The sequence below is a fragment of the Mesorhizobium sp. B2-1-8 genome (assembly GCF_006442545.2).
Classification (GTDB): domain Bacteria; phylum Pseudomonadota; class Alphaproteobacteria; order Rhizobiales; family Rhizobiaceae; genus Mesorhizobium.
Window position 1 is genome coordinate 3436032 of sequence record NZ_CP083952.1, and the last position, 24668, is coordinate 3460699.

Annotated in this window: 18 protein-coding genes; 8 read left to right on the forward strand and 10 right to left on the reverse strand. The window is 63.5% G+C overall.

Annotation, left to right across the window (positions count from 1 at the left end):
* Positions 1-141 precede the first annotated feature (141 nt).
* From FJ970_RS16815 to FJ970_RS16835, 5 genes are all read right to left on the reverse strand, one after another.
* Positions 142-2592: a GcvT family protein gene (locus FJ970_RS16815; protein ID WP_140758218.1), complete on the reverse strand. Its 2451-nt coding sequence runs from the start codon at positions 2590-2592 to the stop codon at positions 142-144.
* Positions 2589-3770: a pyridoxal phosphate-dependent aminotransferase gene (locus tag FJ970_RS16820; protein ID WP_140758219.1), complete on the reverse strand. Its 1182-nt coding sequence runs from the start codon at positions 3768-3770 to the stop codon at positions 2589-2591. Before FJ970_RS16820 ends, FJ970_RS16815 begins: the two co-directional genes overlap by 4 nt.
* A complete protein-coding gene (locus tag FJ970_RS16825) occupies positions 3763-4668 on the reverse strand; it encodes a homocysteine S-methyltransferase family protein (protein ID WP_140758220.1) in 906 nt (301 codons plus the stop codon). The genes FJ970_RS16820 and FJ970_RS16825 overlap by 8 nt, the downstream gene beginning before the upstream one ends.
* Positions 4665-7118 carry a GcvT family protein gene (locus tag FJ970_RS16830; RefSeq protein ID WP_140758221.1) on the reverse strand — a complete coding sequence of 818 codons (2454 nt, stop codon included), beginning with the start codon at positions 7116-7118 and terminating at the stop codon, positions 4665-4667. Before FJ970_RS16830 ends, FJ970_RS16825 begins: the two co-directional genes overlap by 4 nt.
* Before the next feature lie 95 nt (positions 7119-7213).
* Positions 7214-7810, reverse strand: coding sequence for a helix-turn-helix domain-containing protein (locus FJ970_RS16835; RefSeq protein WP_181178478.1), 597 nt, complete (start codon positions 7808-7810; stop codon positions 7214-7216).
* Positions 7811-7981: 171 nt separating this feature from the next.
* Between FJ970_RS16835 and FJ970_RS16840 the strand changes: the two genes are divergently transcribed.
* Positions 7982-8686, forward strand: a complete 705-nt coding sequence (locus tag FJ970_RS16840) for a nitroreductase (protein ID WP_181178480.1) — start codon at positions 7982-7984, stop codon at positions 8684-8686.
* Positions 8687-8707: 21 nt separating this feature from the next.
* On the opposite strand, the gene FJ970_RS16845 is transcribed toward FJ970_RS16840, so the two are convergent.
* The 5 genes from FJ970_RS16845 to FJ970_RS16865 all read right to left on the reverse strand — a co-directional run bounded on the left by FJ970_RS16845 (position 8708) and on the right by FJ970_RS16865 (position 15447).
* On the reverse strand, positions 8708-10150 hold the full coding sequence (locus tag FJ970_RS16845; protein ID WP_140758223.1) for an MFS transporter: 1443 nt from the start codon (positions 10148-10150) through the stop codon (positions 8708-8710).
* Positions 10151-10311: 161 nt separating this feature from the next.
* Complete coding sequence (gene soxG / locus FJ970_RS16850; RefSeq protein ID WP_140758224.1) at positions 10312-10899, reverse strand: sarcosine oxidase subunit gamma family protein; 588 nt, start codon at positions 10897-10899, stop codon at positions 10312-10314.
* Entirely contained in the window at positions 10892-13885 is a 2994-nt protein-coding gene (locus FJ970_RS16855) for a sarcosine oxidase subunit alpha (protein WP_140758225.1), read from the reverse strand. Before FJ970_RS16855 ends, soxG begins: the two co-directional genes overlap by 8 nt.
* On the reverse strand, positions 13882-14178 hold the full coding sequence (locus tag FJ970_RS16860; RefSeq protein ID WP_027145874.1) for a sarcosine oxidase subunit delta: 297 nt from the start codon (positions 14176-14178) through the stop codon (positions 13882-13884). Before FJ970_RS16860 ends, FJ970_RS16855 begins: the two co-directional genes overlap by 4 nt.
* Before the next feature lie 9 nt (positions 14179-14187).
* Complete coding sequence (locus tag FJ970_RS16865) at positions 14188-15447, reverse strand: sarcosine oxidase subunit beta (RefSeq protein ID WP_140758226.1); 1260 nt, start codon at positions 15445-15447, stop codon at positions 14188-14190.
* 199 nt (positions 15448-15646) lie between these two features.
* Here FJ970_RS16865 and FJ970_RS16870 point away from each other — a divergent pair, with 199 nt between their 5' ends.
* The 7 genes from FJ970_RS16870 (at position 15647) to FJ970_RS16900 (ending at position 24663) form a co-directional block, all read left to right on the forward strand.
* Complete coding sequence (locus FJ970_RS16870) at positions 15647-18136, forward strand: mechanosensitive ion channel family protein (RefSeq protein ID WP_140758227.1); 2490 nt, start codon at positions 15647-15649, stop codon at positions 18134-18136.
* A 154-nt stretch (positions 18137-18290) separates the two neighbouring features.
* Positions 18291-18554, forward strand: coding sequence for a hypothetical protein (locus FJ970_RS16875; RefSeq protein WP_181178483.1), 264 nt, complete (start codon positions 18291-18293; stop codon positions 18552-18554).
* Between the two features lie 226 nt (positions 18555-18780).
* Complete coding sequence (locus FJ970_RS16880) at positions 18781-20214, forward strand: UbiA family prenyltransferase (protein WP_140758229.1); 1434 nt, start codon at positions 18781-18783, stop codon at positions 20212-20214.
* Between the two features lie 2 nt (positions 20215-20216).
* Positions 20217-21566: an FAD-binding oxidoreductase gene (locus FJ970_RS16885; protein ID WP_140758230.1), complete on the forward strand. Its 1350-nt coding sequence runs from the start codon at positions 20217-20219 to the stop codon at positions 21564-21566.
* 124 nt (positions 21567-21690) lie between these two features.
* On the forward strand, positions 21691-22125 hold the full coding sequence (locus FJ970_RS16890; RefSeq protein WP_140758231.1) for an EamA family transporter: 435 nt from the start codon (positions 21691-21693) through the stop codon (positions 22123-22125).
* Positions 22122-23129 (forward strand): NAD-dependent epimerase/dehydratase family protein, encoded by a 1008-nt coding sequence (locus tag FJ970_RS16895; RefSeq protein WP_140758232.1) that lies wholly within the window; start codon positions 22122-22124, stop codon positions 23127-23129. The genes FJ970_RS16890 and FJ970_RS16895 overlap by 4 nt, the downstream gene beginning before the upstream one ends.
* Positions 23130-23190: 61 nt before the next feature.
* Complete coding sequence (locus tag FJ970_RS16900; RefSeq protein WP_140758233.1) at positions 23191-24663, forward strand: aspartate aminotransferase family protein; 1473 nt, start codon at positions 23191-23193, stop codon at positions 24661-24663.
* Positions 24664-24668 lie beyond the last annotated feature (5 nt).

Sequence of the window (24668 nt, forward strand, 5' to 3'; positions counted from 1 at the left end):
GCGTCCTTCTCCCCGTTCTACGGGGAGAAGATGCCGGCAGGCAGATGAGGGGCAGCGCTAGCCTTGCCAACTCGGCGCCGCCCCTCATCCGGCCCTTCGGGCCACCTTCTCCCCGTAGAACGGGGAGAAGGGTAAGAGGCGCTACATCTTCGTCCGTTCCGCCTTCGGATCATACATCGGCTTCAGCGATGCTTCGGCGGCAAACCGTTCGCCGGCGATCTCGATTTCGTAGGTCGAACCCAGCACATCCGCTTCGCTCTCGCCCTTGCATGGCACATAGCCCAGCCCGATCGCGCCGCCGAGATGATGACCATAGTTGCCCGAAGTGACCGGACCGACGATCTTGCCATCGCGCAGGATCGCCTCGTTGTGGAAGAGCAACGGCTGCGGGTCCTTCAGGCGGAACTGGACGAGACGGCGGTTCAATCCGGCCTCTTTCTTCCGCAGCACGGCATCGCGGCCGATGAAATCGCCCTTGGCCGTCTTCACCGCGAAGCCGAGGCCCGCTTCCAGCACGTTGTCTTCATCGGTGATGTCATGGCCGAAATGACGGAAAGCCTTTTCGATGCGGCAGGAATCCAGCGTGTGCAGGCCACAGAGCCTCAAGCCTACATCGGCGCCGGCCTCGTCGATGGCCTCGAAGACGTGCGCCGCCTGGTCGGTCGAGACATAAAGCTCCCAGCCGAGTTCGCCGACATAGGTGACGCGGTGCGCCCGAGCGAGGCCCATGCCAATCTCGATCTCCTGGAAGGTGCCGAAGGGATTGTTCTCGTTGGAGAAGTCGTTCGGGCTGACCTTCTGGATCAGTTTTCGCGCATCCGGACCCATCAGGCAAAGCACGGCTTCAGCGGCGGTTATGTCCGTGACGACGACGAACTGCTCGCCAACATGCCGGCGCAGCCAGGCGAGGTCGCGCTGCAGTGTCGCGCCTGGCACAACGGCTAAGAAGGCCGTTGCTGAAAGCCGCGACACGGTGAGGTCGCTCTCGATGCCGCCGCGCTGGTTGAGCATCTGGGTGTAGACGATCTTGCCCGGCGCCACATCCATGTCGTTGGCGCAGAGTCTTTGCAGGAAGGCGCAGGCATCGCGGCCCTCGACGCGGATCTTGCCGAACGAAGTCATGTCGAACAGGCCGACCTTGTTGCGGACGGCCAGATGTTCTTCACGCTGGTTGTAGAACCAGTTCTGCCGCTTCCAGGAATAGCGATATTCGCGCTCCTGGCCTTCGCGCGCGAACCAGTTGGCGCGCTCCCAGCCGGCGACTTCGCCGAACACGGCGCCGCGCGCCTTCAGATGCTCATGCAGGGGCGAGCGGCGCACGCCACGCGACGTCGCCATCTGGCGATAGGGAAAGTGGTCGGCATAGAGCAGGCCGAGCGTTTCGGAAACGCGCTCCTTGAGATAGCGGCGGTTCTTCTGGAACGGCTGGGTGCGGCGGATGTCCACTTCCCAGAGGTCGAACGGCGCTTCGCCATCGTTGATCCACTGCGCCAGCGCCATGCCGGCGCCGCCGGACGAGACGATGCCGATCGAATTGTAGCCCGTAGCCATCCAGTAACCACGCAGCTCCGGCGCCTCGCCAAGATAGTAGCGGTCGTCGGGGGTGAAACTTTCCGGGCCGTTGAAGAAGGTGTGGATGCCGGCGGTGGCCAGCATCGGCATCCGATTGACGCCCATTTCGAGGATCGGTTCGAAATGGTCCATGTCCTCGGGCAACTGGTCGAAGCAGAAATCCTCGCGGATGCCGTCCATGCCCCATGGCTTTGCCACCGGTTCGAAGGCACCGAGCATCATCTTGCCAGCGTCTTCCTTGTAGTAGGCGCACTCGTCCGGCACGCGCAGCACCGGCAGGCGGCCGAGGCCGGGGATCGGCTCGGTGACGAGATAGAAGTGCTCGCAGGCGTGCAGCGGGATGTTAACGCCATTTTGTGCGCCGAGGTCGCGCGCCCACATGCCGGCGCAGTTGACCACGATGTCGGCCTCGATCGTGCCTTGCTCTTCGCCTTGCGCCCAGGACACGCCGGAGACGCGGCCATTTTTCGTATGGACCTTGGTGACCTTCACATTCTCGGCGATGGTGGCGCCGCGCTGACGCGCACCCTTGGCCAGCGCCATGGCGATGTTGGCCGGGTCGCACTGGCCGTCGAGCGGCAGATGCACGGCGCCGATCACGTCGGAGACGTTGACGTGCGGGTACATCTCCTTGACTTCGTTGGGAGAAATCTCACGCACGTCGACGTCGAAGGCGCGGGCCAGCGACGCCTGCCGGTAGATCTCGTGCTTGCGCTCCTCGGTCAGCGCCACGGTGATCGAGCCGACCTGGCGCATGCCGGTGCCGACCTCGGTCTCGGCTTCCAGCTTGACGTAGAGATCGGCCGAGTATTTCGCCAGCCTTGTCATGTTCTGCGAACCGCGCAACTGTCCGATCAGCCCGGCGGCGTGCCACGTCGTGCCCGAGGTCAGCTGTTTGCGCTCCAAAAGCACGATGTCGGTCCAGCCGAGCTTGGCCAGGTGGTAGGCGACCGAGCAGCCGGAGACGCCGCCGCCAATGATGACGGCCCGCGCTTTGGTGGGAATGGTCCTGGCGGTCATGCGGCCTCGCGGCGATAGCTGGAAACAAAACGGCGCAGCCGGGCGGCTGCTTCCCGCAGTACCGGCTCGGGCTGGCACAGGCTGATGCGGATATGGCCGGCCGCGGCTTCGCCGAAACTCGAGCCCGGCATGACGCCGACCTTCTCCTTGTCGAGGAAGGCGAAGGCGAATTTCTCGTCATCGGGTTCGACATCCGATATGTCGAGCATGACATACATGCCGCCTTCGGAACCGCGCACGGTGACATCGTTCATGCCGCGTACCGCATCGAGCAGGACGGTGCGGCGTGCGGCGTAGCGTTCGGCGATGTCCTTGACGCCATAGTTTTGCTCCAGCGCCTCGGTGCAAGCGATCGAAATGAAGGCCGGCAGGCCGTAGGTCGTCACCAGGTTGAGGTTGATCAGCAGTGTGATCATTTTCTCCGGACCGGTCAGCCAGCCCATGCGCCAGCCGGTCATGCCATGGCTCTTGGACATGGAATTGATAACCAGCGTGCGCTCGGCCATGCCGGGCAGCGAGCGCGGTGAGACATGCTCGCCGCCGCCCAGCGTCCAGTAGACCTCGTCCGACAGCAGCCAGAGATCGTGCTCGCGGCAGATTTCGGCCAGCTGTTCCAGGCGCTCGCGCGAATAGACAGCGCCGGTCGGGTTGTTCGGCGTGTTGATCAGGATGGCGCGCGTGTTGGGCTTGAGTGCCGCGCGGATCATGTCGGTGCGGGGTTGGAACCCATCCTCGGCCGGTGTCTCGACCACGGTGAAACTGGCACCCGCCGCACTGAAGGTGTTGGGATAGGTGGCATAGTAGGGGGCGACGACGATGGCGTGGTCGCCCGGGTCGAGAACAGCCTGCACGGCCGCGTAGAGTGCGGCCTGGCCGCCCGATGTGGCGATGACCTCTTCCGGCATCGTCTCGACGCCGGTGCAGGCGCTGGAGGCCGCCGCCATCGCCTTGCGCAGGCGTGGCAGGCCGGGGAGCGGCGTGTAGTGATGGTTGCTGCCGCGAACCGCGGCAACGCAGGCTTCGATCGTTTCCGACGGCGTGTCGAAATCATGGTCGCCGGCCGACAGCATGATGATGTCCTCGCCGGCTTCCTTGCGGCTCCAGGCGGCGAAATGAACCTCCCAGCCGTCCTTGCCCGATGGCACGATGCCGGTGATGCGCGATGATGGTTTAGGCATGTGAGACTCCCGAGATGGCGTAGCCGTCCTGTTGCAGCCGGTCGCGCAAGGCGGCGATATGGGCAGGACCGACCTCGCAGCAACCGCCGACGATGTCCGCACCGGCTTCGACCCAGCCGACAGCCTGGTCGGCGTAGGCATCCGGACCGAGGTCGTGGCGGGCATGCAGTACATCCACCGTGCCGCCATGCTTGAGCGCTTCGGTGGAGGTGAAGCCATTGGCATAGGCGCCGACCGGGCCGCCGAGCTCGATCAGTTCCGGCAAGGCCGCCGCGATCGCTTCCGGGCGGCAGCAGTTGAGCAGCCGCGCCGCCACCGGCAGATTTCCGAGCGCCTCCGCCGCCGAAGCAATCGTCTCGCCACTGCGCAAGCGCGGCGTGCCGTGGTCGGCCAGGGTCCATGACACCCAGACAGGCTTGCCGCTTTCCGATGCGGCGGTGACCGCTGCGCGTGCCTCTTCGGCCGACGCCATGGTCTCGCACAGGAACAGGTCGACGCCATCAGCCTGCTCGGCGACGATACGGCGGTAGATGTCGAGCGTGTCCTGATAGGAGATGGTCAGCGCCGGCGCGTAGCTGCCGAAAAGCGGTGACAGGCAGCCGGCGATCGCCGCCTCACCGGCTTCGTCGCGCGCTTGCCTGGCGAGGTCGATGCCACGCTTCTGCAATGGCTTGAACAGGTCTTCCGCACCTTCGCGCGCCAGCCGTTCCGGCGTCGCCGAATAGGTGTTTATGGTGATGACGCGGGCGCCGGCGCGGATGAATTCGGCATGCAAGCCGCGCACGAGGTCCGGTTCGTCGATCAGCACCCTGGCCGACCACAGCGGCGTCGGCTCGGACTTGCTGCGCCGCACCAACTCCTGACCCATGCCGCCATCGGTGAGGATAACCGGCTTCATGCGCGCAGTCTTTCGTTCCTGGGATCCCACAAGGGCTCGTCCTGCTGCACGACTGCCTTGAAGCGGTCGCCGAAGATCTCGACCTCGACGGCGGTACCGGGTTCGCTCAGGTCGGCGCGCAGCATGCCGAGCGCGATCGACTTGTCGATGCGATGGCCCCAGCCGCCCGAGGTCGTCTCGCCGACGATCTGGCCGTCATGCCAGAGCGTCGACATGTAAGGCGCGTCGCAATCGCCGGGATTTTCGATCACCAGCGTGACGAAGCGCTTCTTCACGCCTTGCTGTTTCTCGTTCTGGAGGGCCGCCTTGCCACGGAAGTCGGGCTTTTCCCATTTGACGAAGCGCTCGAGCCCGCCCTGCAGGACCGAGTAGTCCGTCGACAGGTCGCCCTTCCAGGTGCGGTAGCCCTTTTCCAGACGCAGCGAATCCAGTGCGTACATGCCGAATGGCTTCAGCCCATGATTTTGCCCGGCGGCGCAGATCGCGTCGAAGATTGCCGCGGTGTCGTCGACCCTGGTGTGGATCTCCCAGCCGAGCTCGCCGGCAAAGGAGACGCGGACCAGCTTGGCCCAGCGACCGGAGATCCTGGTCTCCTGGTGCGTCAGCCATGGCAAGGTCAGGTCGGCCTCACAGACATCGGCAAGGATTTTGCGCGAATTGGGACCGGCCAGGATCTGCGTGGAGAATTCCTCCGTCCGGTCGATCAGCTTGAACGCGGCATCCCCAGGCATGTGCGATTTCAGCCATTCGAAGTCATGCCACTGCGCCACCGCCGCGGTGATCAGCGTCATGGACTCTTCGCCATGGCGTACCACCGACATTTCGGTGACGATGCGGCCCTTGTCGTCGGAGAAATAGACGAGGCCGATGCGGCCCGGCTTCGGCACCAGGCCGGTCACTTGCCGGCTCAACCATTCGGCGGCACCTGGACCCTCGAGGTTGAAGCGCGAGAAGCCGGGCAGGTCGAGGATGCCGGCGGCGTCGCGGACCGCCAGGCACTCTTCGCGGACGCGTTGCTGCCAGGGCCCTTCGCGGCGGAAGGTCAGCGTCGCTTTCTCGGAGACGTCGTCGCCGTCCTGCGCGTACCAGGTGGCGCGTTCCCAGCCATTATAGGCATCGAAGCGGGCGCCGAACGTCTTGATGCGATCGTGGATCGGCGACAGTTTCCTGTCACGTCCTTCCGGCCAGGCGTGACGCGGGAACTGGATGGCGTATTCATTGCCATAGATTTCCATGCCCTTGGCCACGCAATAATCCGGTGCTGAGGCGAAAGAGGTAAAGCGGCGCGGATCGCACGACCACATGTCCCATTCGGTCTGGCCTTGCGTCACCCATTCGGCCAGCACCTTGCCGGCGCCGCCGCCCTGGGCGATGCCGAAGGTGAAGACGCAAGCCTCGAAGGCATTGGGAACGCCCGGCATCGGCCCGATCAGCGGATTGCCGTCCGGCGCATAAGGGATCGGGCCGTTGATGACCTTGGAGAGGCCGGCGGTGCCCAGGATCGGGACGCGCGCGACCGCATCGGCCAGATAATGCTCCAGCCGATCGAGATCGTCGGGGAAGAGCTGGAAGGAAAAGTCGTCCGGCATGGGATCGTCGTGGGTTGCCCAATGCGCGCGGCAATTGCGCTCATAGGGACCAAGATTCATGCCGGCCTTTTCCTGGCGCAAATAGTATGAGGTGTCGACGTCGCGCAGCAGCGGCAGCTTCTTGCCCTGTTCCTTCGACCAGGCGGCAAGTTCGGGGATTTCCTCGAACAATATGTACTGGTGGCTCATCACCATCATCGGCACTTCGCGGCCGAACATCCTGCCGACTTCGGCGGCACGGTAACCGGCCGCATTGACGACGATCTCGCAACGGATCTCGCCTTGCGCCGTTACGACCACCCACTCGTCCTTCTCGCGCCGCACGCCGGTGACGGGGCAGAAGCGGATGATCCTGGCGCCCATGTCGCGCGCGCCCTTGGCCAGCGCCTGCGTCAACTGCGCCGGGTCGATGTCGCCGTCGCTCGGATCGTAGAGCGCGCCCTTCAACTCATGCGTTTCAAGGAAGGGGTAGCGGCGCTTGATCTCGTCGAGCCCGACCACGTCTATGTCCATGCCCTGGTAGGTGCCCATGCCCTTGGCGCGCTGGAATTCCTGCATGCGCTCGTTTGTGTGGGCGAGCCTGAGCGAACCGGTGACATGATAGTTCATGGGATAGTCGACCGCGTCGGCGAGACCACGATAAAGCTCGGTCGAATAGCGCTGCATGTTCATCAGCGACCACGACGAAGAGAAGGTCGGCACATTGCCGGCGGCATGCCACGTCGAGCCCGAGGTCAGCTCGTTCTTTTCCAGGAGCACGCAGTCGGTCCAGCCGGCCTTGGCCAGATGATAGAGCGAAGAGGTGCCGACAACGCCACCTCCGATGATCACCACGCGCGCCGTGCTCGGCAAACCCGCCATGTTCTTCTCCCAATCTTCGAGCGCGTCGCGCTTCTATCTTTGTTTGATGCACGTCCTTTTCCCAAAACCGCTGCACGGTTTTAGGTGCCATGCATTCAATAGACGGGTGGCGAAACCACCCAGATTACGACCGCCGGCTCGCTACCCGGGTTGCGCCAGCGGTAAGGCTTGCCTTCGAAGCGGAAGGAGTCGCCTTCGCCGAGCCGGTGCCAGACCCCGGCTATTTCGATGTCGAACTGCCCGGACACGATGTATCCAGCCTCCTCGGTCGGGCGGCGGGCCTCGTTCTTCAACTCCGCGCCAGGCGCGAAGACTGACCGCACCATCTCGAAGCTACCACCGAGGTCCGGTGACAGAAGCTCCTCCACAAGGCCGGATTCGCTGGTGCCAAGGGTGCGGCGCTTGCCGGCGCGCACCACCACGCCGCGCTCGCTTTCCACGGGCACGTCATGGCTGAAGAACAGGCTGATCGGCACGCCGAACAAATCGGCGAAAGCCCTGAGGTCGCTGAGCGACGGCGTCGACAGTCCGCGCTCGACCTGGCTGACCCAGCCGACCGAACGGCCGAGTTGCAGCGCGATCTCGGCAAGCGTCAGCCCTCGCACCCGGCGCAAGGCCCTGATATCGCCGGCCAGGACTCGCTCGTCAGGTCCCTGTAATGTTCGTGCGGTAGGGGAGACCAAATCGCTCACTTCATGAAAAATTACAGTCGAATTTCATGAGAAATGAAGCTCATGAAAAAATCAAGTAGATTTTCACCACTGCTCAAGATTTGCTTGCAGGATTTTGACGGTTCATGCAAAGGCTCCGCCGCGAGCGGCGAGTGGGGACGTCCGATCGAGAACATGGCTAAGGGACGGCCCATGCTGGGAAAGAAGGCTCGAATCGCGGTTGATGCCGAGATCGTCGACGATGCGATCATGTCGCGCCGTTCGGTGCGCGCATTTCTGCCCGACATGATCGACGACGAGACGATCCGTGACATACTGGCTGTCGCGGCGCGCGCTCCCTCCGGCACCAACATGCAGCCCTGGCGGGTCTACGTCACCAAGGGCGGGACCAAGCAGCGGATCACGGATGCCATCATGAATTCCGGCATCCGCGCGGAAAAAGCCGACTGGGACGAATATCGCTATTATCCGACCCAGTTCTTCGAACCGTATCTCACCCGCCGCCGTGCCAACGGGTTCGGCCTCTACGGCGCGCTCGGCATAGGCCGCCGGGAAGTCGACAAGATGCGTGCCCAGCATGACCGCAACTTCGTCTTCTTCGACGCGCCGGTCGGCATGATCTTCACCATCGACCGCCGGCTCAACCAGGGTTCGTGGATCGATTACGGCATGTTCCTGCAAAACATCATGGTCGCGGCGCGGGGCAGGGGTCTGCATACATGTCCGCAGGCGGCCTTCGCGCCCTACCACCGGCAGATCCGGCCGGTGCTCGACATTCCCGACGAGGAGATCGTCGTCTGCGGCATGGCGCTCGGCTATGAAGACACTTCCAAGCCCGAGAACGCCTTCCGCACCGATCGTGAGCCGCTCGAGGAATGGGTGACGTTCAGCGAGTAGGTTTCGTCCGCCGCAGGCCCGCTATTCCGTATTCATTTGCGCGCCGTGACCGCTGACATGGGCGCCGTCCTGCGGCGTCAGCTTGAGATAGGCGAGCAGGGCGCAGAGCGTGATGACGCCTTCGATCACGAACAGGATCCGGAAATCGCCGGCGACGGCCGGCCCGCCGCCGGCGAGAAACGACAGCATCGCAGCCGCAAGGCCGACGCTGATCGCGACCGCCAACTGCCAGAGGATGTAGTAGAGCGCACTGAAGCGGGCGAGCTGTTCGGGCGCGATGTCGGAATAGGCGAGGTTGCCGGTCGAAGCCCATTGCACCGAGCGAAAGACGCCAAAGACGAAGATGTAGGTGAGCGTGATCCAGATCGGCGTCGTTGCTTCCATCAAGGCGAAGCCCGCGACCATGGCGGCAACAACGGGCGTGTTGAAGACCAGCACGCGGCGAAAACCGAAGCGGTTGAGAAGGCGTGGCATGAAGACACGCATACCTACCGAGCCGACCGCTGCCACGAAGGTCAGCGATCCCGCCTGCACCGCGCTCATGCCGAAGCCGAGCTGGAACATCAGCGGCAGCAGGAAGACGACGGAGCTGAGACCGATCGTGTCCAGCCCGCCGCCGGTGAGGAAGGAGATGCGGAAGGTGCGGATGCGCAGGAGCTTGAGATCGAGCAGGGGATTGCGCACACGCAGACAATAGAAGGAGGCGGCCGTCAGGATGATGAGCGCCAGTACGAGCTCGGCCGCGATCATGCTGCCGGCGGCGTCTTTCGCCGCCAGGGAATCCATGCCGAAGACCAGCAGCACCATGCCGCTGCCGACCAGCAAAAAGCCTGGAAAATCGAACCGCGTGCGCACCGGCTTGGTCATTGTCGGGAACAGTGAGGCGGCAAGGATTGCCGCCGCGAGCGCGAACGGCACGTTGATGAAGAAGATCCAGCGCCAGGAGATGTAGGTGGTCAGCGCGCCGCCGACGAGCGGACCGACCAGCGGCCCGGACTGGCCGGCCAGCGAGATATACATGTTGATCTTCAAGGTCCGGCTACGAGGGAAGGTCGACAGGATGACGACTTGGCCGAGCGTGCCCATCAGCGCACCGCCGAAGCCCTGCAGCGCGCGGGCGCCGACGAGTGTCCAGATGTCGTTCGACAGCCCGCACAGGGCCGATGAAGCGGCAAACACCAGCAAGGCGAAGCAATAGACGTTGCGCAGGCCGAAACGATCGGCGGCCCAGCCGCCAAGCGGCATCGAGATGATCAGGCTCGCGACGTAGACGGTGATCAGCAGGCCGAGCTGGCTTGGCGGACGGCCAAGGCTTTCACTGATGCCCGGCAGCGCCGTCACCACGACATTCTGGTCGAGGCTGGTCATGAACACGCCGCAGGCGACCGTCAGCGGCAGCAGGAGCATCGCTCTTGCCGGCACATCGGCGCGATCGGTGGCGCCGGCTGATAGTTCAGCGGTCATGGGGATGTTCGAACCAAATATGCCGACTCTGAGACGGGACTTTCATCCCTTGGACCGGTTGGGCGGCCACGTTTTCCATCATGGGCGCCCAAGGCGGGATTCTCTAGCGGCAGAACCGGCCGGCATTGAGGCCAGAGGCAGCGGCTCTAAGGGCAGGCTGCCTACTGCACCTCGTAGCCGACTTCCTCGCTGGCGTGGCAAAGCGCCTTCCAGAACGAGCGGGCGAAGGAGCGGAAGACATAGATGTCGAATTGGTCGGTGCCGGTGCGCTGGATCTGGGCGAAGACATCGTGGTGCGTTGTCGAGCGGCCGGCGCCGACCGGAAAGGCGGGCAGGGCGAAGTCGATGGCGAAGAATTTCGACAGCACCCATTCGGCTTTCGGCCCGGCGATGCGGATGGCGGTGCGGCCATGCGACAGGTCCGTCACCGTGCCGATGGCGGGCGTCACCGGCTCGGCGAAGGCCGCGGCCAGTCCTTCGGCCTCATCTGCTACCGTGAACTTTCCCGGTGCGAAGCCGAACACCGATTTCACGCCGTCGCTCGAGCCGCCGCCGGCGCCGTCGGGCAGCGCAAGCCCGGTGACAGCGTGGATGGCCGCGATCAGTTTCTTCTCCTCGCCAGGCCATGCCGCGAGTTGCACGATCGAGCCCGGCCTGGTTTCGGTGAGCAGGATCTCGACGCCATGCTCGAAATTGCCGTGTGAGCCGACATGGAATTCCGGCTCGAGAGGCGATTGACGCTCAGCCATGCATGCGGGTCCCTTCCGGATCGTAGAAGTGGTTGGAGACGATCTCCACGGGCCCGAAGCGGTTGCGTAAGGGATCGGAGACATGGGCACGCGTGCCGTGCCTGGCCTTGCCGCCCTTGACCAGTGCCAGCGCGATATGCTTGCCGAGCGCCGGCGAATAGCAGCAGGCGGTGATGTGCCCGATCGAGCCGTGCGGATTGGCTTCGTCGACTTCCTCGACAATGTGCGCGCCGCCATTGAGCGGCCGGTTGTCGAGCGCGATGAGGCCGACCAGTTCCAGCCGCTCGGACGCGACGAGACCTTCCCGGTCCATCATCGCCGAGCCGATGAACGGCTTCTTCTTCGACAGCATCCAGTCGAGATGCAGGTCGCGCGCCGTGGTGCGGCCGTCGATCTCGGCGCCGGTGACATGGCCCTTCTCGATGCGCATCGTGCCCAGCGCCTCGAGGCCGTAGGTGACCAGTCCCAGCGGCTTGCCAGCCTCGATCAACGCTTCCCAGACGTGGGTGCCGTGGCCGGCGCCACAATAGACCTCGAAGGCCATTTCACCGGAGAAGGATAACCGGCAAATCATCACCGGCACGCCTGAGATCTCGCCATGCACGATGCCCATGAAGGGCAGCGTCGCATTGTCGACAGCAGTGCCGGTGACACAGGCTGCGAGAATCTGCCTCGCTTTCGGGCCGCCGATCGCGGCTCCCGCCCATTCGTCGGTCACCGAGGTGACGTGGACCTTGAGTTCCGGCCAGATCACGTCGAGGAAATATTCCAGATGCTGCATCACCTTGCCGGCATTGGCCGTGGTGGTGGTCATCAGGAAATCCTGTTCGCCGAGCCGCCAGGTGGTGCCGTCGTCGAAGGCGAAGCCGTCCTCGCGCAGCATCAGCCCATAGCGTGCCTTGCCGACGGCGAGCGTCGAGAACATGTTGGTGTAGACACGGTCGAGGAACGCGGCGGCGTCGGGGCCTTGCACGGCGATCTTGCCCAGCGTCGAGACATCGACGATGCCCGCACTTTCGCGCGTCGCCTTGGCTTCGCGCACATAGGCCTGTTCGACGGTTTCGCCCGCGTGGCCGTAGATCATCGGCCGGTACCAGAGGCCGGCCGAATACATGGTCGCGCCATTGTCGACATGCCAGTCATGCATCGGCGTCAGCCGTTCGGGCTTGAGGTCGCCGAAACGTTCGGCTGCCAGCGAGCCGATCGACACCGGCGCGAAGGGCGGTCGGAAGCGCGTCGTGCCGACTTCCGGGATCGGCCTGCCGAGCGCTTCCGCCATGATGGCGAGGCCGGGAACGTTGGAGCTCTTGCCTTGGTCGGTGGCCATGCCGAGCGTGGTGTAGCGCTTCAGGTGCTCGACAGAGACGAAGCCTTCGCGATGCGCCAGGCGGACATCCTCCGCCGTGACGTCATGCTGGAAGTCGACAAAGCTCTTGCCGCTGCCCTTGATCTCGAACACGGGCGCGGGACAGGGGTCACAAGGCAAGGATTCGATATCCGGGTACGCCATCGGCGCAACCGTCGCCCCGACCGCGGTGAGACCTGCGTTGCGGCCGTCCAATATTGCTTCAAGGGTCATGAAATGGCCGTTGAAGGCGCCGGCGCCTACCCATTTCTGCGTCGGCATCGGCGGTAGGAAGGCTTGCAGCGCCTCATTCCATTCCGCCCTGGCGCCGGCCTGGCTGGCCAGATGGATGGTCGGCGACCAGCCGCCCGACATCAGCAGGCAATCGGCATGGACGCTGCGTGCATCGCCGCTCAGCGCACCGGCGACCCTGTCGAACCGCTGAACCTTGAGGCCGGACAAGGCCTTGCCACCTTCCGTGGCGACCACCGCATGGCCGGAAAGCAATTCCGCCTCGGCTTCGCCGGCCAGGGCGCTCATCTCGGCGGACGGTTGCGGGCGCACGTCGACGATGGCAACGATCGCCGCACCTGCCTGCTTCAGCGCCAACGCCGACCGGTAGGCGCTGTCATTGTTGGTGAACACGACGACCCGCTGCCCCGGCAGCACGCCGAATTCGTTGGCGTAGCGCTCCGCCGCATGCGCCAGCATGACGCCGGGCCTGTCATTGCCCGGAAACACCAGCGGCCTTTCGAAGGCGCCGGTGGCCAGCACGACGGATCCGGCGCGGATCGCCCAGTATCGATGGCGCGGCTCACCCTTGGCGGGCTGCGCCTTGTGGTCGCTGACCCGCTCGAGCGCGGCAAGCGTGTTGCTGTCGTAGTAACCCCAGACCGTGGTGCGCGGCAGAAGCCGGACATTGTCCCGCGCCTCGAGCTGGGCGACGGTGCGCCGCACCCAATCAGCGGCGGGCGCGCCATCGATGGTTTCGCCGGACCAGTTGGCCGACCCGCCGAAACGCGGCTCGAGATCGGCCAGCATGACGCGGGCGCCTTGATCCGCGGCGGTCTTGGCGGCCATCAGGCCGGCCGGGCCGGAGCCGACCACCAGAACGTCGCAAAAGGCGTTCATGCGCTCATAGCGGGCCGGGTCCTTTGCCGATCCGGCGCTGCCGAGGCCGGCGGCTCGGCGGATGAAGTGTTCGCAGAACATCCAGAAGCGCGTGCCTTTCAGCGGGCCGACAACCGGTCCCATGAAGGTCTTGTAGTAGAAGCCGGCCGACAGCAGCTTGCCGCCGAGCTGGTTGACGGCATGGATGTCCCAGGTGAGCGAGGGAAAACGGTTCTGGCTGACGGCGATCAGCCCGTCATGGATCTCGACCATGGTTGCCGGAATGTTGGGCTCGCGCACTTCGCCCTTCAGCACCGTTACCAGCGCGTTGGGCTCCTCGACGCCTGCGCTCAGCAGGCCGCGCGGGCGGTGGTATTTGAAAGAACGCCCGAACAGCGTGACGCCGCTGGCCAGCAGGGCGGATGCCAGCGTGTCGCCGCCATGCCCGGTATAGGCAACGCCGTCGAACGTGAAGCGGATGGTCTTCAGCCGGTCTATGCGGCCGCCGGTGTCGGTGCGGCGCGGGCTCATGGCTTGTCCTCCGCCTTGCGGCGCGCGGCCGAGCTGTGATCACCGCGCACGAAGGCGACACTGGAAATCTCATGCGTCAGCGTGTTGCGCACAACCCTCAGGTGAGCCCGGCAGCCGCCGGAATGCTGCCAGATCTCGTTGTGGTCGCCGGCCGGGTTCAGCCGGTCGTAGACATAGGCGTTCCAGGCCTCGAAATTCTGCGAGGCAGGATCGGGACGTTCGCGGTTGCCGTCACCCTGATAGGTGAACTCGATGACGTCGCGTGGGCCGCAATAGGGGCAAGTGATCAGCACGGAATGTTCCTAATGAAGCCGCGGATTCGCGCCCTGGCCCTTGTCGTCGATCACCAGGCCTCGATGGAAGCGGTCGAGCGTGAAAGGGGCGTTGAAATCGTGCGGTTGGTCCTTGGCGATGGTCCAGGCAAAGCACCAGCCGGAAGCAGGCGTCGCCTTGAAGCCGCCATAGCACCAGCCGCAATTGAGATACATGCCGGGCAGGGGCCCCATGGTGATGATCGGCGAGCCGTCCATCGACATGTCGCAGACGCCGCCCCAGGAGCGCAGCATGCGCACACGCGCAAGGCCCGGGAAAAGCGCGAGCATCTCGCTCATCACCTCGTCGACGATGGGCAGGTTGCCGCGCTGGGCGTAGCTGTTGTAGCCGTCGATGTCGCCGCCATAGACAAGGCCGCCCTTGTCGGACTGCGACATGTAGAAATGGCCCATGCCGAAGGTCACGACCGTGTCGATGAAGGGTTTCAGTGATTCGGTGACGAAGGCCTGCAGCACATGGCTTTCGATCGGCATCGTCTCGACACCGGCCAGTTGCATGACGCGGCCGGTGCTGCCGGCCACCGCGACCGCTACCTTCTTGGCCCTGATATCGCCGCGCGAGGTGGTAACGCCGGTGACGCGGTCGCCGTCGCGCAGGAAGCCGGTGACCTCGCAATTCTCGACGATGTCGACGCCGCGCCGGTCGGCGCCGCGCGCATAGCCCCAGGCGACCGCGTCGTGCCTGGCGGTGCCGGCGCGCCGCTGCATCAGGCCGCCGACGACAGGAAAGCGTGCATCGCTGGAGATGTCGAGCGCCGGGATCAGGCGCTTGATCTCGGCCGGCGTCATCAATTCCGCATCGACGCCGAGATGGCGCATGGCATTGCCGCGCCTTGCATAGTCGTCGAACTGAGCCGGCGTGTGCGCCAGGTTCAGGCAGCCGCGCTGCGAGAACATGACGTTGTAGTTGAGTTCGTGTGACAGGTTTTCCCACAGCTTCATCGAATGTTCGTAGAAGCGGGTGTTGGCGGGCAGGAGATAGTTCGAGCGAACGGCCGTGGTGTTGCGGCCGACATTGCCGGAGCCGAGCCAGCCTTTTTCCAGCACCGCGACATTGGTGATGCCGTGCTCCTTGGCCAGATAGTAGGCCGTCGCCAGGCCGTGACCGCCGCCGCCGATGATGATGACGTCGTAGGATGCCTTCGGATCCGGCTTGCGCCAGGCCGGCTTCCAGTCCTTGTTTCCCTTGAACGCGTTCGCGAGCAGCGAAAGGGCCGAGTACTCTGCCATGTGTAAGGTGTCCGTTGCGGGCGATGCGGCAGACTATAGAGCAGGGGGCTGATAGAAAGCCAATATTGCGCCATCGCCTTTCGACTGGCCGACGCTTGATGTGTGCGATCGGTCGCGGTGGCTTGCCCCATGATATGGCCGTCTTTATCAAGGGACAGGCTTTTGAATGCCTTTGCCGCCCGCGAGTCGCCGATCCATCATGTTTTTTCGATTGCTTCGCCTCATATTGGTCCTGGCGCTTGTCGTTTCGGCGCCGCTGTCGTTCGAGGCGGCGGCGCAAGGCGTTGGCCAGGCGCCCGCGGGACTGGTCGCCGACCAGCAGAAGATCATCCAGGGCCTGACGACCAAGGCCGACAATTTCGAGAAGCAGATACAACAGGATGGCGAGGACGACAGCAACCTCGTCGATATCCGCCTGCAACTCGAGGAATTGTCACGGCAATCGCTGACCAGCGCGCTGGCGTTCCGGACACGCCTGGGCGAAATCAACAGCCGGCTCGAACAGCTCGGGCCGGCACCTGCCACCGGCCAACCGGCGGAGCCCGACATCGTCAGCGGCGAACGCCAGGCGCTGACGTCCGAAAAGGCGGAGATCAACGCGGTCATCTCGCAGGCTCAGGCCTTGTCGATCCGTATCAGCGGGCTGATCGACAAGATCGGCAACATGCGCAGCGCGCTTTTCCGCAATCTTTTGACCAAGCGCTATGTGCTCTCGGACGCCTTGAGCCCGCAGGTCTTTTCCGATGCCCGGGAAGAGTTCGGCAATTTCTACAAGGCAGTGTCATCCTGGCTGAGCTTCGCCTTCAGGTTCAAGTTCCAGGCCATCCTGGCGGCAACATTCGTGGCGCTCGGCCTGGCGCTGGTGCTGCTGGTCGGCGGCAGGCGCCTGTTCGGACGGGTTTTCGAAGCCGATCCTACCAACGAGGACCCGTCCTATCTCACTCGCCTTTCGGTGGCCTTCTGGTCGACCCTACTGCCGACGCTTGCAGTCGGCGCCTTTCTCGGATCAACGATCTTCTTCTTCAATTATTACAATGTCTTGCGCGGCGATATCGGGCTCTTCCTCAATGCCCTTGCGATGGTCGTCGGAGTGGTGTTCTGCGTCAACCGGCTGACAAACGCAGCCCTTTCGCCGCGGCTGCCGAACTGGCGTCTGATCCCGGTCGAGACCGGGCCGGCGCGTTGGCTGGTCCGCTTGGCCACAGCCATGGCCGTGGTCATCAGCTTCAACACCTTCCTCTCGGTGATCAATGACAAGATGGGGTCGCCCCTGTCACTGACGATCGCGCGCAGCTTCGTCGCCACCATCGTCGTCGGCATCATCCTGATCCTGATGGCGATGCTGCGGCCGTTCAAGGCGCGCGACGGTAGCTGGCGGCCTTGGCCCGCATGGCTGCGTTACCTGTCGCTAACCCTTGGCCTGTTCACCATCATAGCCGCCTTGCTTGGCTATATCGGCCTTGCGCTCTTTGTCTCCTTGCAGGTCGTGGTCACAGGCACAGCCTTGATCACCGCCTATATCGGCTTTCTGTCGGCTAGGGCGATCGGCGAGGAGGGTGCTTTCGCCAATACCTCGGTCGGGCGCTGGCTGTCGGCCAATTCCAGCTACGAGGAGACCGCACTCGACCAGTTCGGCCTTGTCGTCAGCATCGCCATCAACGTGATGATCGTGCTGGTGTTCCTGCCGTTGATCCTTATGATGTGGGGCTTCCAGCCCGGCGATATCGAAGCGTGGGCATACAAGCTCGCAACCGGAATCAACATCGGTTCGGTGACGATTTCGGTCACCGGCATCCTGTCGGGCATTGTCGTCTTCGTCATCGGTTATTTCCTGACGCGCTGGTTCCAGGGCTGGCTGGACGGCTCGGTCATGGCGCGCGGCAAGGTCGATACCGGGGTCCGCAACTCGATCCGGCTGGCAGTGGGCTATGCCGGCGTTGCGCTCGCCGCGCTGGTCGGTATTTCGGCGGCCGGCATCGACCTCTCCAGCCTGGCGCTCGTCGCGGGTGCGCTTTCCCTCGGTATCGGCTTTGGTCTGCAGAATGTGGTGTCCAATTTCGTCTCCGGCCTGATCCTTTTGGCCGAACGCCCGTTCAAGGTCGGCGACTGGATCGTGGCCGGCGACGTCAGCGGTACGGTCAAGAAGATCAGCGTGCGCGCCACCGAGATCGAGACTTTCCAGCGGCAGTCGGTGATCCTGCCCAATTCGAACCTGATCAACAATGCCGTCGGCAACTGGACGCACCGCAACAAGCTCGGCCGCATCGACATCAAGGTTGGCGTCGCCTATGGCAGCGACGTCAAGCAGGTTCACGCCGTCCTGCTGGATATCGCGCGCAGCCATCCGCTGGTGCTGAAGAACCCCGAGCCGTTCGTGCTGTTTTCCAATTTCGGACCCGCCGCGCTCGAATTCGAGATTCGTCTGTTCCTGGCCGATGTGACGAACGGCAACGTCGTGCAGAACGACGTCCGCTTCACCGTGCTGGAGAAATTCGTCGACCAGCACATCGAAATCCCTTCCACGCCGCGCGCGGTCGTCGAGGCCAAGAAGCACGTGGCTTGGCCGACCGATGACGACAAGATCGAGGCCGATTTCGCGGAGCAGCAGGAGGCCAAAGCGCAAGCCGAAGCCGAGGCGAAGCGTCAAGCCAAATCGGGCCGCAGGACACGCAAGCCCGATCCGGATTAGATTGGAATTTCAGGGTTGCACGTCGCCAAGGCCAATTGCGGCATGAATGCGGCATTCAGTTGCGGTTCAGCTTCCATCTCATATAAGCTCCCATGCAAAGGCGAAAATGCCTTGTGAAATGCAACAGAGGCGGTGGGAACACCGATACTGCAAAATGTGGAAGTCTCTCGTCGCTGCCCTGGCCATGCTCGCCGTGAGCGGCTCGGCCCATGCCGCAAGCGCGGTCAACAAGGACGCCGAGACCCGCACGCTGGTCGTGACCGAGGGCGGCAGCAAGACCGAGCTCGCGCTGGCCGGCGGTGAAACCGTCGAGTTCTGCCAGAACGGCTGCTTCGTCACCTTGCCGAACGGTGACCTCGAAGCTCTGACCGGTTCGGAAACCGTCGAGATTTCCGGCGGCGTCGCCCGCATCAAGTAGTCTCTGCGGCATGATTGGAAAGGCCGGGCGTTTGTCCGGCCTTTTATCGTTTCCGGTAGCGGTTGTTTAACAATGACGCTGAAAATACCGCCTCGGCAGCCGCTTGCAACCCTGCGTTTTAACGTTCGCTAGGCGATCCCCCGCTATACCGCTGTCCAAGACGCCGAAACACGGCGCTCAACGGGATTCCGGTTTCCGGATCACACGCTGGCAGGGCAGGACGGGCATGGACGCGCGGTCGGACAGGAACGCAATACCGCTTGCGGTCGATCTCGACGGCACGCTGATCGCGACGGACCTTTTGTGGGAAGGACTGTTCATCCTCCTCAAGAAGAACCCGCTCTATCTCTTCCTTGTCCCTTTCTGGGCGGCCGGCGGGCCAGCGCGGCTGAAGCAGGCGATCGCCCAGCGCATCGACATCGACCCCGCGATGCTGCCCTATCGGGCGCCGCTGCTCGACCGGCTCCGCGCCGAGCACGCCGAAGGCCGCAAGCTCGTTCTGGCGACCGGCACGCCGCGCAAGTTCGCCGATGCCATTGCTGTCCATCTCGGCATCTTCGATCGGGTGCTGGCCACTGACGGCCTCGACAATCTCACTTCGGGCAAGAAGCGCGCCTCGCTCCTCGATGCCTATGGCGATGCCGGTTTCGACTATGCCGGCAACAGCCGCCATGACCTCCAGGTCTTCGACGCGGCGCGCAGCGCGATCGTGGTGGCGCCGGACCGTCATGCCGCGCGCTGGCAGGCGGCGCATGGCGCCGAAACGATGCCGGCGCCGAAGCCGACATTGCGGACCATCGTCAAGATGCTGCGCGTCCACCAGTGGCTGAAGAACTCCCTGATCGCCGTGCCGATGATGCTGTCGCACGAATATTTCAATCCCAACATGATCTGGCAATGTTTGCTGGCGTTCATCTCGTTCAGCGCAGTAGCGTCGGCGATCTATATCCTCAACGATTTCTTCGATCTTGCGCTCGACCGCAAGCATCCCACCAAGCGCAACAGGCCGTTTGCCAGCGGCGCACTTTCGATCCCGTTCGGCCTCGGCGCAATCGCGGTGCTGCTGGCGATCGGCGTCGGGACCAGCTGCCTTCTGCCGATCGAATTCCTCGGGGTGCTCGGTGGCTATATGGTCGTAACCACGGCCTATTCGCTGTCGTTCAAGCGCATGCTTCTGGTCGACGTGCTGACGCTTGCCGGGCTCTATACGATCCGCGTGCTCGCCGGCGCGGCCGCGACCGGCGTCGACGTGTCGTTCTGGCTGCTCGCCTTTTCGATCTTCTTCTTCCTGTCGCTGGCATTGGTGAAGCGCTTCGTCGAACTGCGCACCACAGCCATACCGCCAGGCGAACGCATTGCCGGCCGCGGCTATCGCACGGAAGATCAGGAGATCGTCGCCCAGGCCGGCATGGCTTCGGCCTTCTCCTCGGCGCTGGTGCTGGCGCTCTACATGGACAGCGTCGCGGTGCGCGAACTCTATCCGCATCCCTGGCTGATCTGGCCGCTGGCGCCGATCGTGCTCTATCTCACCATGCGGGTCTGGATCCTGGCGCGCCGCGACGAAATGCACGACGACCCGGTCGTCTTCATCATCAGCGACTGGCGCAGCCAGATCGTGGTGGCGATCGGCGCCGTGCTGCTGGTCATCGGGGGCTGGTAGGCATGGCCGAACGCTTCCGGAGCTTCGGCCGTGCCACACCGCCAGCGGCAAGGGCGATCCATGCCGATGACGCCATTGCATTGCTGAAGGGTGGCCAGGCGAGGCAAGCATCGCTGCTTGCCTATGGCAATGGCCGATCCTACGGCGATTCCTGTCAGAACCAGGCCGGCACGGTCATCGACATGCGGCCCTTGAACCGCATTCGCGGCTTCAACGCCGAGAGCGGTCTGCTCGAAGCGGATGCCGGTGTGCTGCTCGCGGATGTCATTGCACATGCCGCGCCTCACGGCTTCTTTCCGGCGGTGGTCCCCGGCACACAATTCGTCACGCTCGGCGGCGCCATTGCCAACGATGTCCACGGCAAGAACCATCACCGGCGCGGCACTTTCGGTTGCCATGTGGAAAGCTTTACGCTGCTGCGGTCGGATGGACGCAGCTATCGCTGCTCGGCGACTGACAATCCGCGGCTGTTTCGGGCGACCATCGGCGGCATGGGTCTCACCGGCCTGATCCTGTCGGCCTCGATCCGGCTGATGCGGGTTCCGTCGCTCGACATCATGGAAAAGACGACGCGGTTCCGCGATCTCGGCGAATATTTCGACTTCGCCGAAGCGGCGGACCAGGCCAATGAATATGCCGTCGCCTGGATCGACCAGCTTGCCGGTGGCCGCAATAGCGGACGCGGGCTGATGTTTACCGGCAACCATGCCGAGCATGGCTCGCATGCGGCCGTGCGTGCGAGCGGGAAATTCTCCGTGCCGTTCCAGCCGCCTTTCAACGTGCTCGGCCGGCCATTCCTGACCGCGTTCAACGCTGCCTACAGGTGGAAAAAGGGCCGGGCTGCCGTGCCGCGTCAGGTCGAATACCAGGGCTTCTTCTTCCCGCTCGACGGTGTGCGCGACTGGAACAGGCTCTATGGACCGAAGGGGCTGTTCCAGCATCAGAGCGTGGTTCCGGAAGAGGCCGCCCGCACGATCGTGCCGGCACTGCTCGCGGCTGCCCGGCAGGCCGGGCAGGGGTCGTTCCTCACCGTCTTGAAGCGCTTCGGCGCGGTCCGCTCGCCGGCATTGCTGTCGTTCCCGAGGCCTGGTTACACGCTGACGCTGGACTTCCCCAACAAGGGAGCCGCGACGCTTGCCCTGCTCGGCGAACTCGACCGCATGACCATCGCGGCCGGTGGCGCGGTCAACCCCTACAAGGATGCGCGCATGGGCGCTGCGACCTTCGCCGCCTCCTTCGCCGACTGGCCGAGACTGGAAGCGTTGCGCGACCCTGCCTTCATGTCCGATTTCTGGGCGCGCACGGCCGGGAGCGTCGAACTGCGGCGGCGCGGCGCCGAGGCGGCCGAATAGGTAAAATTAGAATGAATCATGGTTTCCGAATGCTTAACACCAAGGTTTACCCAAAACAGTCTTGTGAGTTCACGAAATATTTTTAGGTTTGTATTAGCTAACATCACGAGGGTGGCGGGCTGAAATGAAGTATATCTTTTTCATTCTCTTTACGGTCATGACCAATGCCGCTGCGCAGCTGATGCTGAAGCAAGGCATGATGTCGCTCGGACCGATTTCGTTCGAGGACACCAATCCGCTGATCAAGCTGCTGCAGATCGTCTTCAGCCCCTGGGTCTTCCTTGGCCTGTGCACCTTCGTCATTTCGATGGCCTCGCATCTTTATGTGCTGTCCAAGGTCGAACTCTCCTTCGCCTATCCGTTCCTGAGCCTGGCTTACGTCGCCGTCGCGATCTTCGCCTATTTCGTCTTCCGCGAGGATCTCAATGGCTGGCGCATCGCCGGCATTGCCTGCATCTGCGTCGGCACGGTGCTGATCGCGCAAAGTGGGCGAGGGCATGAGGACCAGACCGCGTCCATCACCACCGACAAGATACAAGCAAACGAGATCGTTCGATGAGACATGTGATTTTCGGCGGTGACGGCTTCGTCGGCCGCCATCTTGCCCCGAAGCTCGCGGCCGATGGCGAAGAGGTTGTCGTCGCCGACATCGTCAACAACGACTTCGCGCATTACCGCAATGTCCGCTTTATCAAGTGCGATGTCACCGATCCGGCGTCGGTCGCCGCCGTCGGGCTGAAGGCCGACGACATGGTCTACAATCTGTCGGCCAAGATGCTGTCGCCGATCCAGGTGCGTGCCAAGCGGCATGACTTCTTCTTCCCGGTCAATTTCCATGGCGCCGAGCACATCATGCAGGCCATGGACAAGGCAGGTGCCCCCAAGCTCGTCCACTATACGACCGACATGATCTACGGCCACACGGTCACCCGGCCTATGACCGAGGAGCACCCGGTCGCGCCACTCGGCGAATATGGCTGGTCGAAGCAGAAGACCGAGGAACTGGCCGCCGAATGGCGCAAGCGCGGTATGTCGATCTCGCTGTTTCGTCCGCGCCTGATCATCGGGCCCGGTCGGCTCGGCATTCTCGAAAAACTGTTCAAGCTGATCGACTGGAGTTTTCCGGTGCCGATGATCGGTTCCGGCAAAAACCCCTATCAATTCATCTCGGTGTTCGACTGCGCCGAGGCCGCATGCGCCGCATGGAAAGCCGGTGTGCCCAACGAGGCCTATAATCTTGGCTCGCTCAACCCGCCACCGGTGAAGAAATTGCTCGGCGACCTGATCCGACATGCCGGCTCGAAGTCGATCCTGATCCCGACGCCCGGCTGGGCGGTCAAGCGCACGCTCGACCTGCTCGATCTCATCAACCTGCCGATCATGGATCCCGAGCAATATCTGATCGCCGACGAGGAATGCGTGCTCGACGTGTCCAAGGCCGAGCGTCAACTCGGCTGGGTCCCGCAATATCGCGACGAGGACATGCTGATCGCCGCCTACAGCGAATACCGTGCCAAGAAGGCCGGGCACGCCGTCGCCACCAAACATGTGCCCGCCGAATAGCGGATAGCCAAACAGTTTTATGGCGCACGACGCTGGTCGTAGGCGCGGACAGGAGATTGAAATGACCATCATGGCCAAGCCGGAACAGACGAATGCGCGCACCCTGGTTGACGCACCGGCGCTTTCGCCCGCCACCATCGCCAAGCCCGACCTGATCTCCGTCGAGCAGGCGAAGGCGATGGACGTGGCGCGGATGACCGACCTGTTCAAGGCGCATCTGAACCCCGGCCAGCTGCATTTCATGAAGTTGCTCGGCTTCCACAAGATCAAGATCGAGCGTGCCGAGGGCATGTTCTACATCGACCAGAATGGCCGCAAGATCCTCGACTTCTTCGGCGGCTTCGGGTCGCTGGCCTTCGGCCATAACCATCCGCGCATTCTGGAAGCGAGGAAGAAATTCCAGGAAGAAAAGCGCCAGGAGATTGCCATCGCCTTCATGTCGCAATATGCGGCCGCGTTGGCGCATAACATCGCCAAATGCTCGCCCGGCGACCTCGACATGGTATTTTTGGGCTCGTCCGGCTCGGAGGCAATGGAAGCGGCGGTGAAGCTTGCCGAACGCGCCGCCGGCCCGAAGCGGCCGAAGATTGCCTATGCCGAGAATTCCTTCCACGGCAAGACCAAGGGCGTGCTGGGCATCACCGATGGCCAGCTCTACCGCGCCGACTTCAAGATGGCCGACAATACGGTCCGCATCCCCTTCGCCGACATCGAGGCGGTCGAGCGCCTGTTCCGCTCCGATCCGGAGATCGGCGTCATCGTGCTGGAAACCATCCAGGGCGGCGGAGGCATCATTCAGGCGCCAGCGCAATATTGGCAGAAGCTGCGCGCGCTGTGCGACCAGCATGGCGTGCTGTGGGTCGCCGACGAAGTGCAGTGCGGTTATGGCCGCTCGGGCCGCTTCTATGCCTTCGAGCATTATGGCGTCGTGCCTGATGTGACGGCATTGGCCAAGTCTCTGGGCGCCGGCAAGGCCGCGGTCGGCGCGATGATTTCGCGTCGCGAAATCTACATGAAGGCCTATGGCACGCCGAAAACGGCGATGATCCACGCCATGGCCACCTTCGGCGGCATGGGCGAGGCATGTGCCACCGCGATCGAGGGCATCAACGTGCTTTACGACGAGGGGCTGATCGACAACGCCGCGATCACCGGCGACTATCTGCTGACCCGCTTGCAGGCGCTGAAAGAAAAATATCCGAAGATCATCAAGGACGTGCGTGGCAGGGGTTTGATGATCGGCCTGGAGTTCCACGACTTCTCGCAGACCTTGCCGATGGTGCTGCGCCCCATCGTCAGCGTGCTCGACGACAAGCTGAAAGGCTCGCTGTCCGGCTTCGTCGGCGCGCTGCTCTTGCGCGACTATGACGTGCTCGTCGCCTTCACCGAATACAACCGCAACGTCATCCGGCTCGAGCCGCCGCTGATCTGCCAGCGCGAACATGTCGACCGTTTCGTCGACGCCTTCGACAGCCTGCTGTCACGCGGCATCGTGGCGATCGTGAAGGACTTCGTGAAAAGCCAGGTCCGTTGAACGTT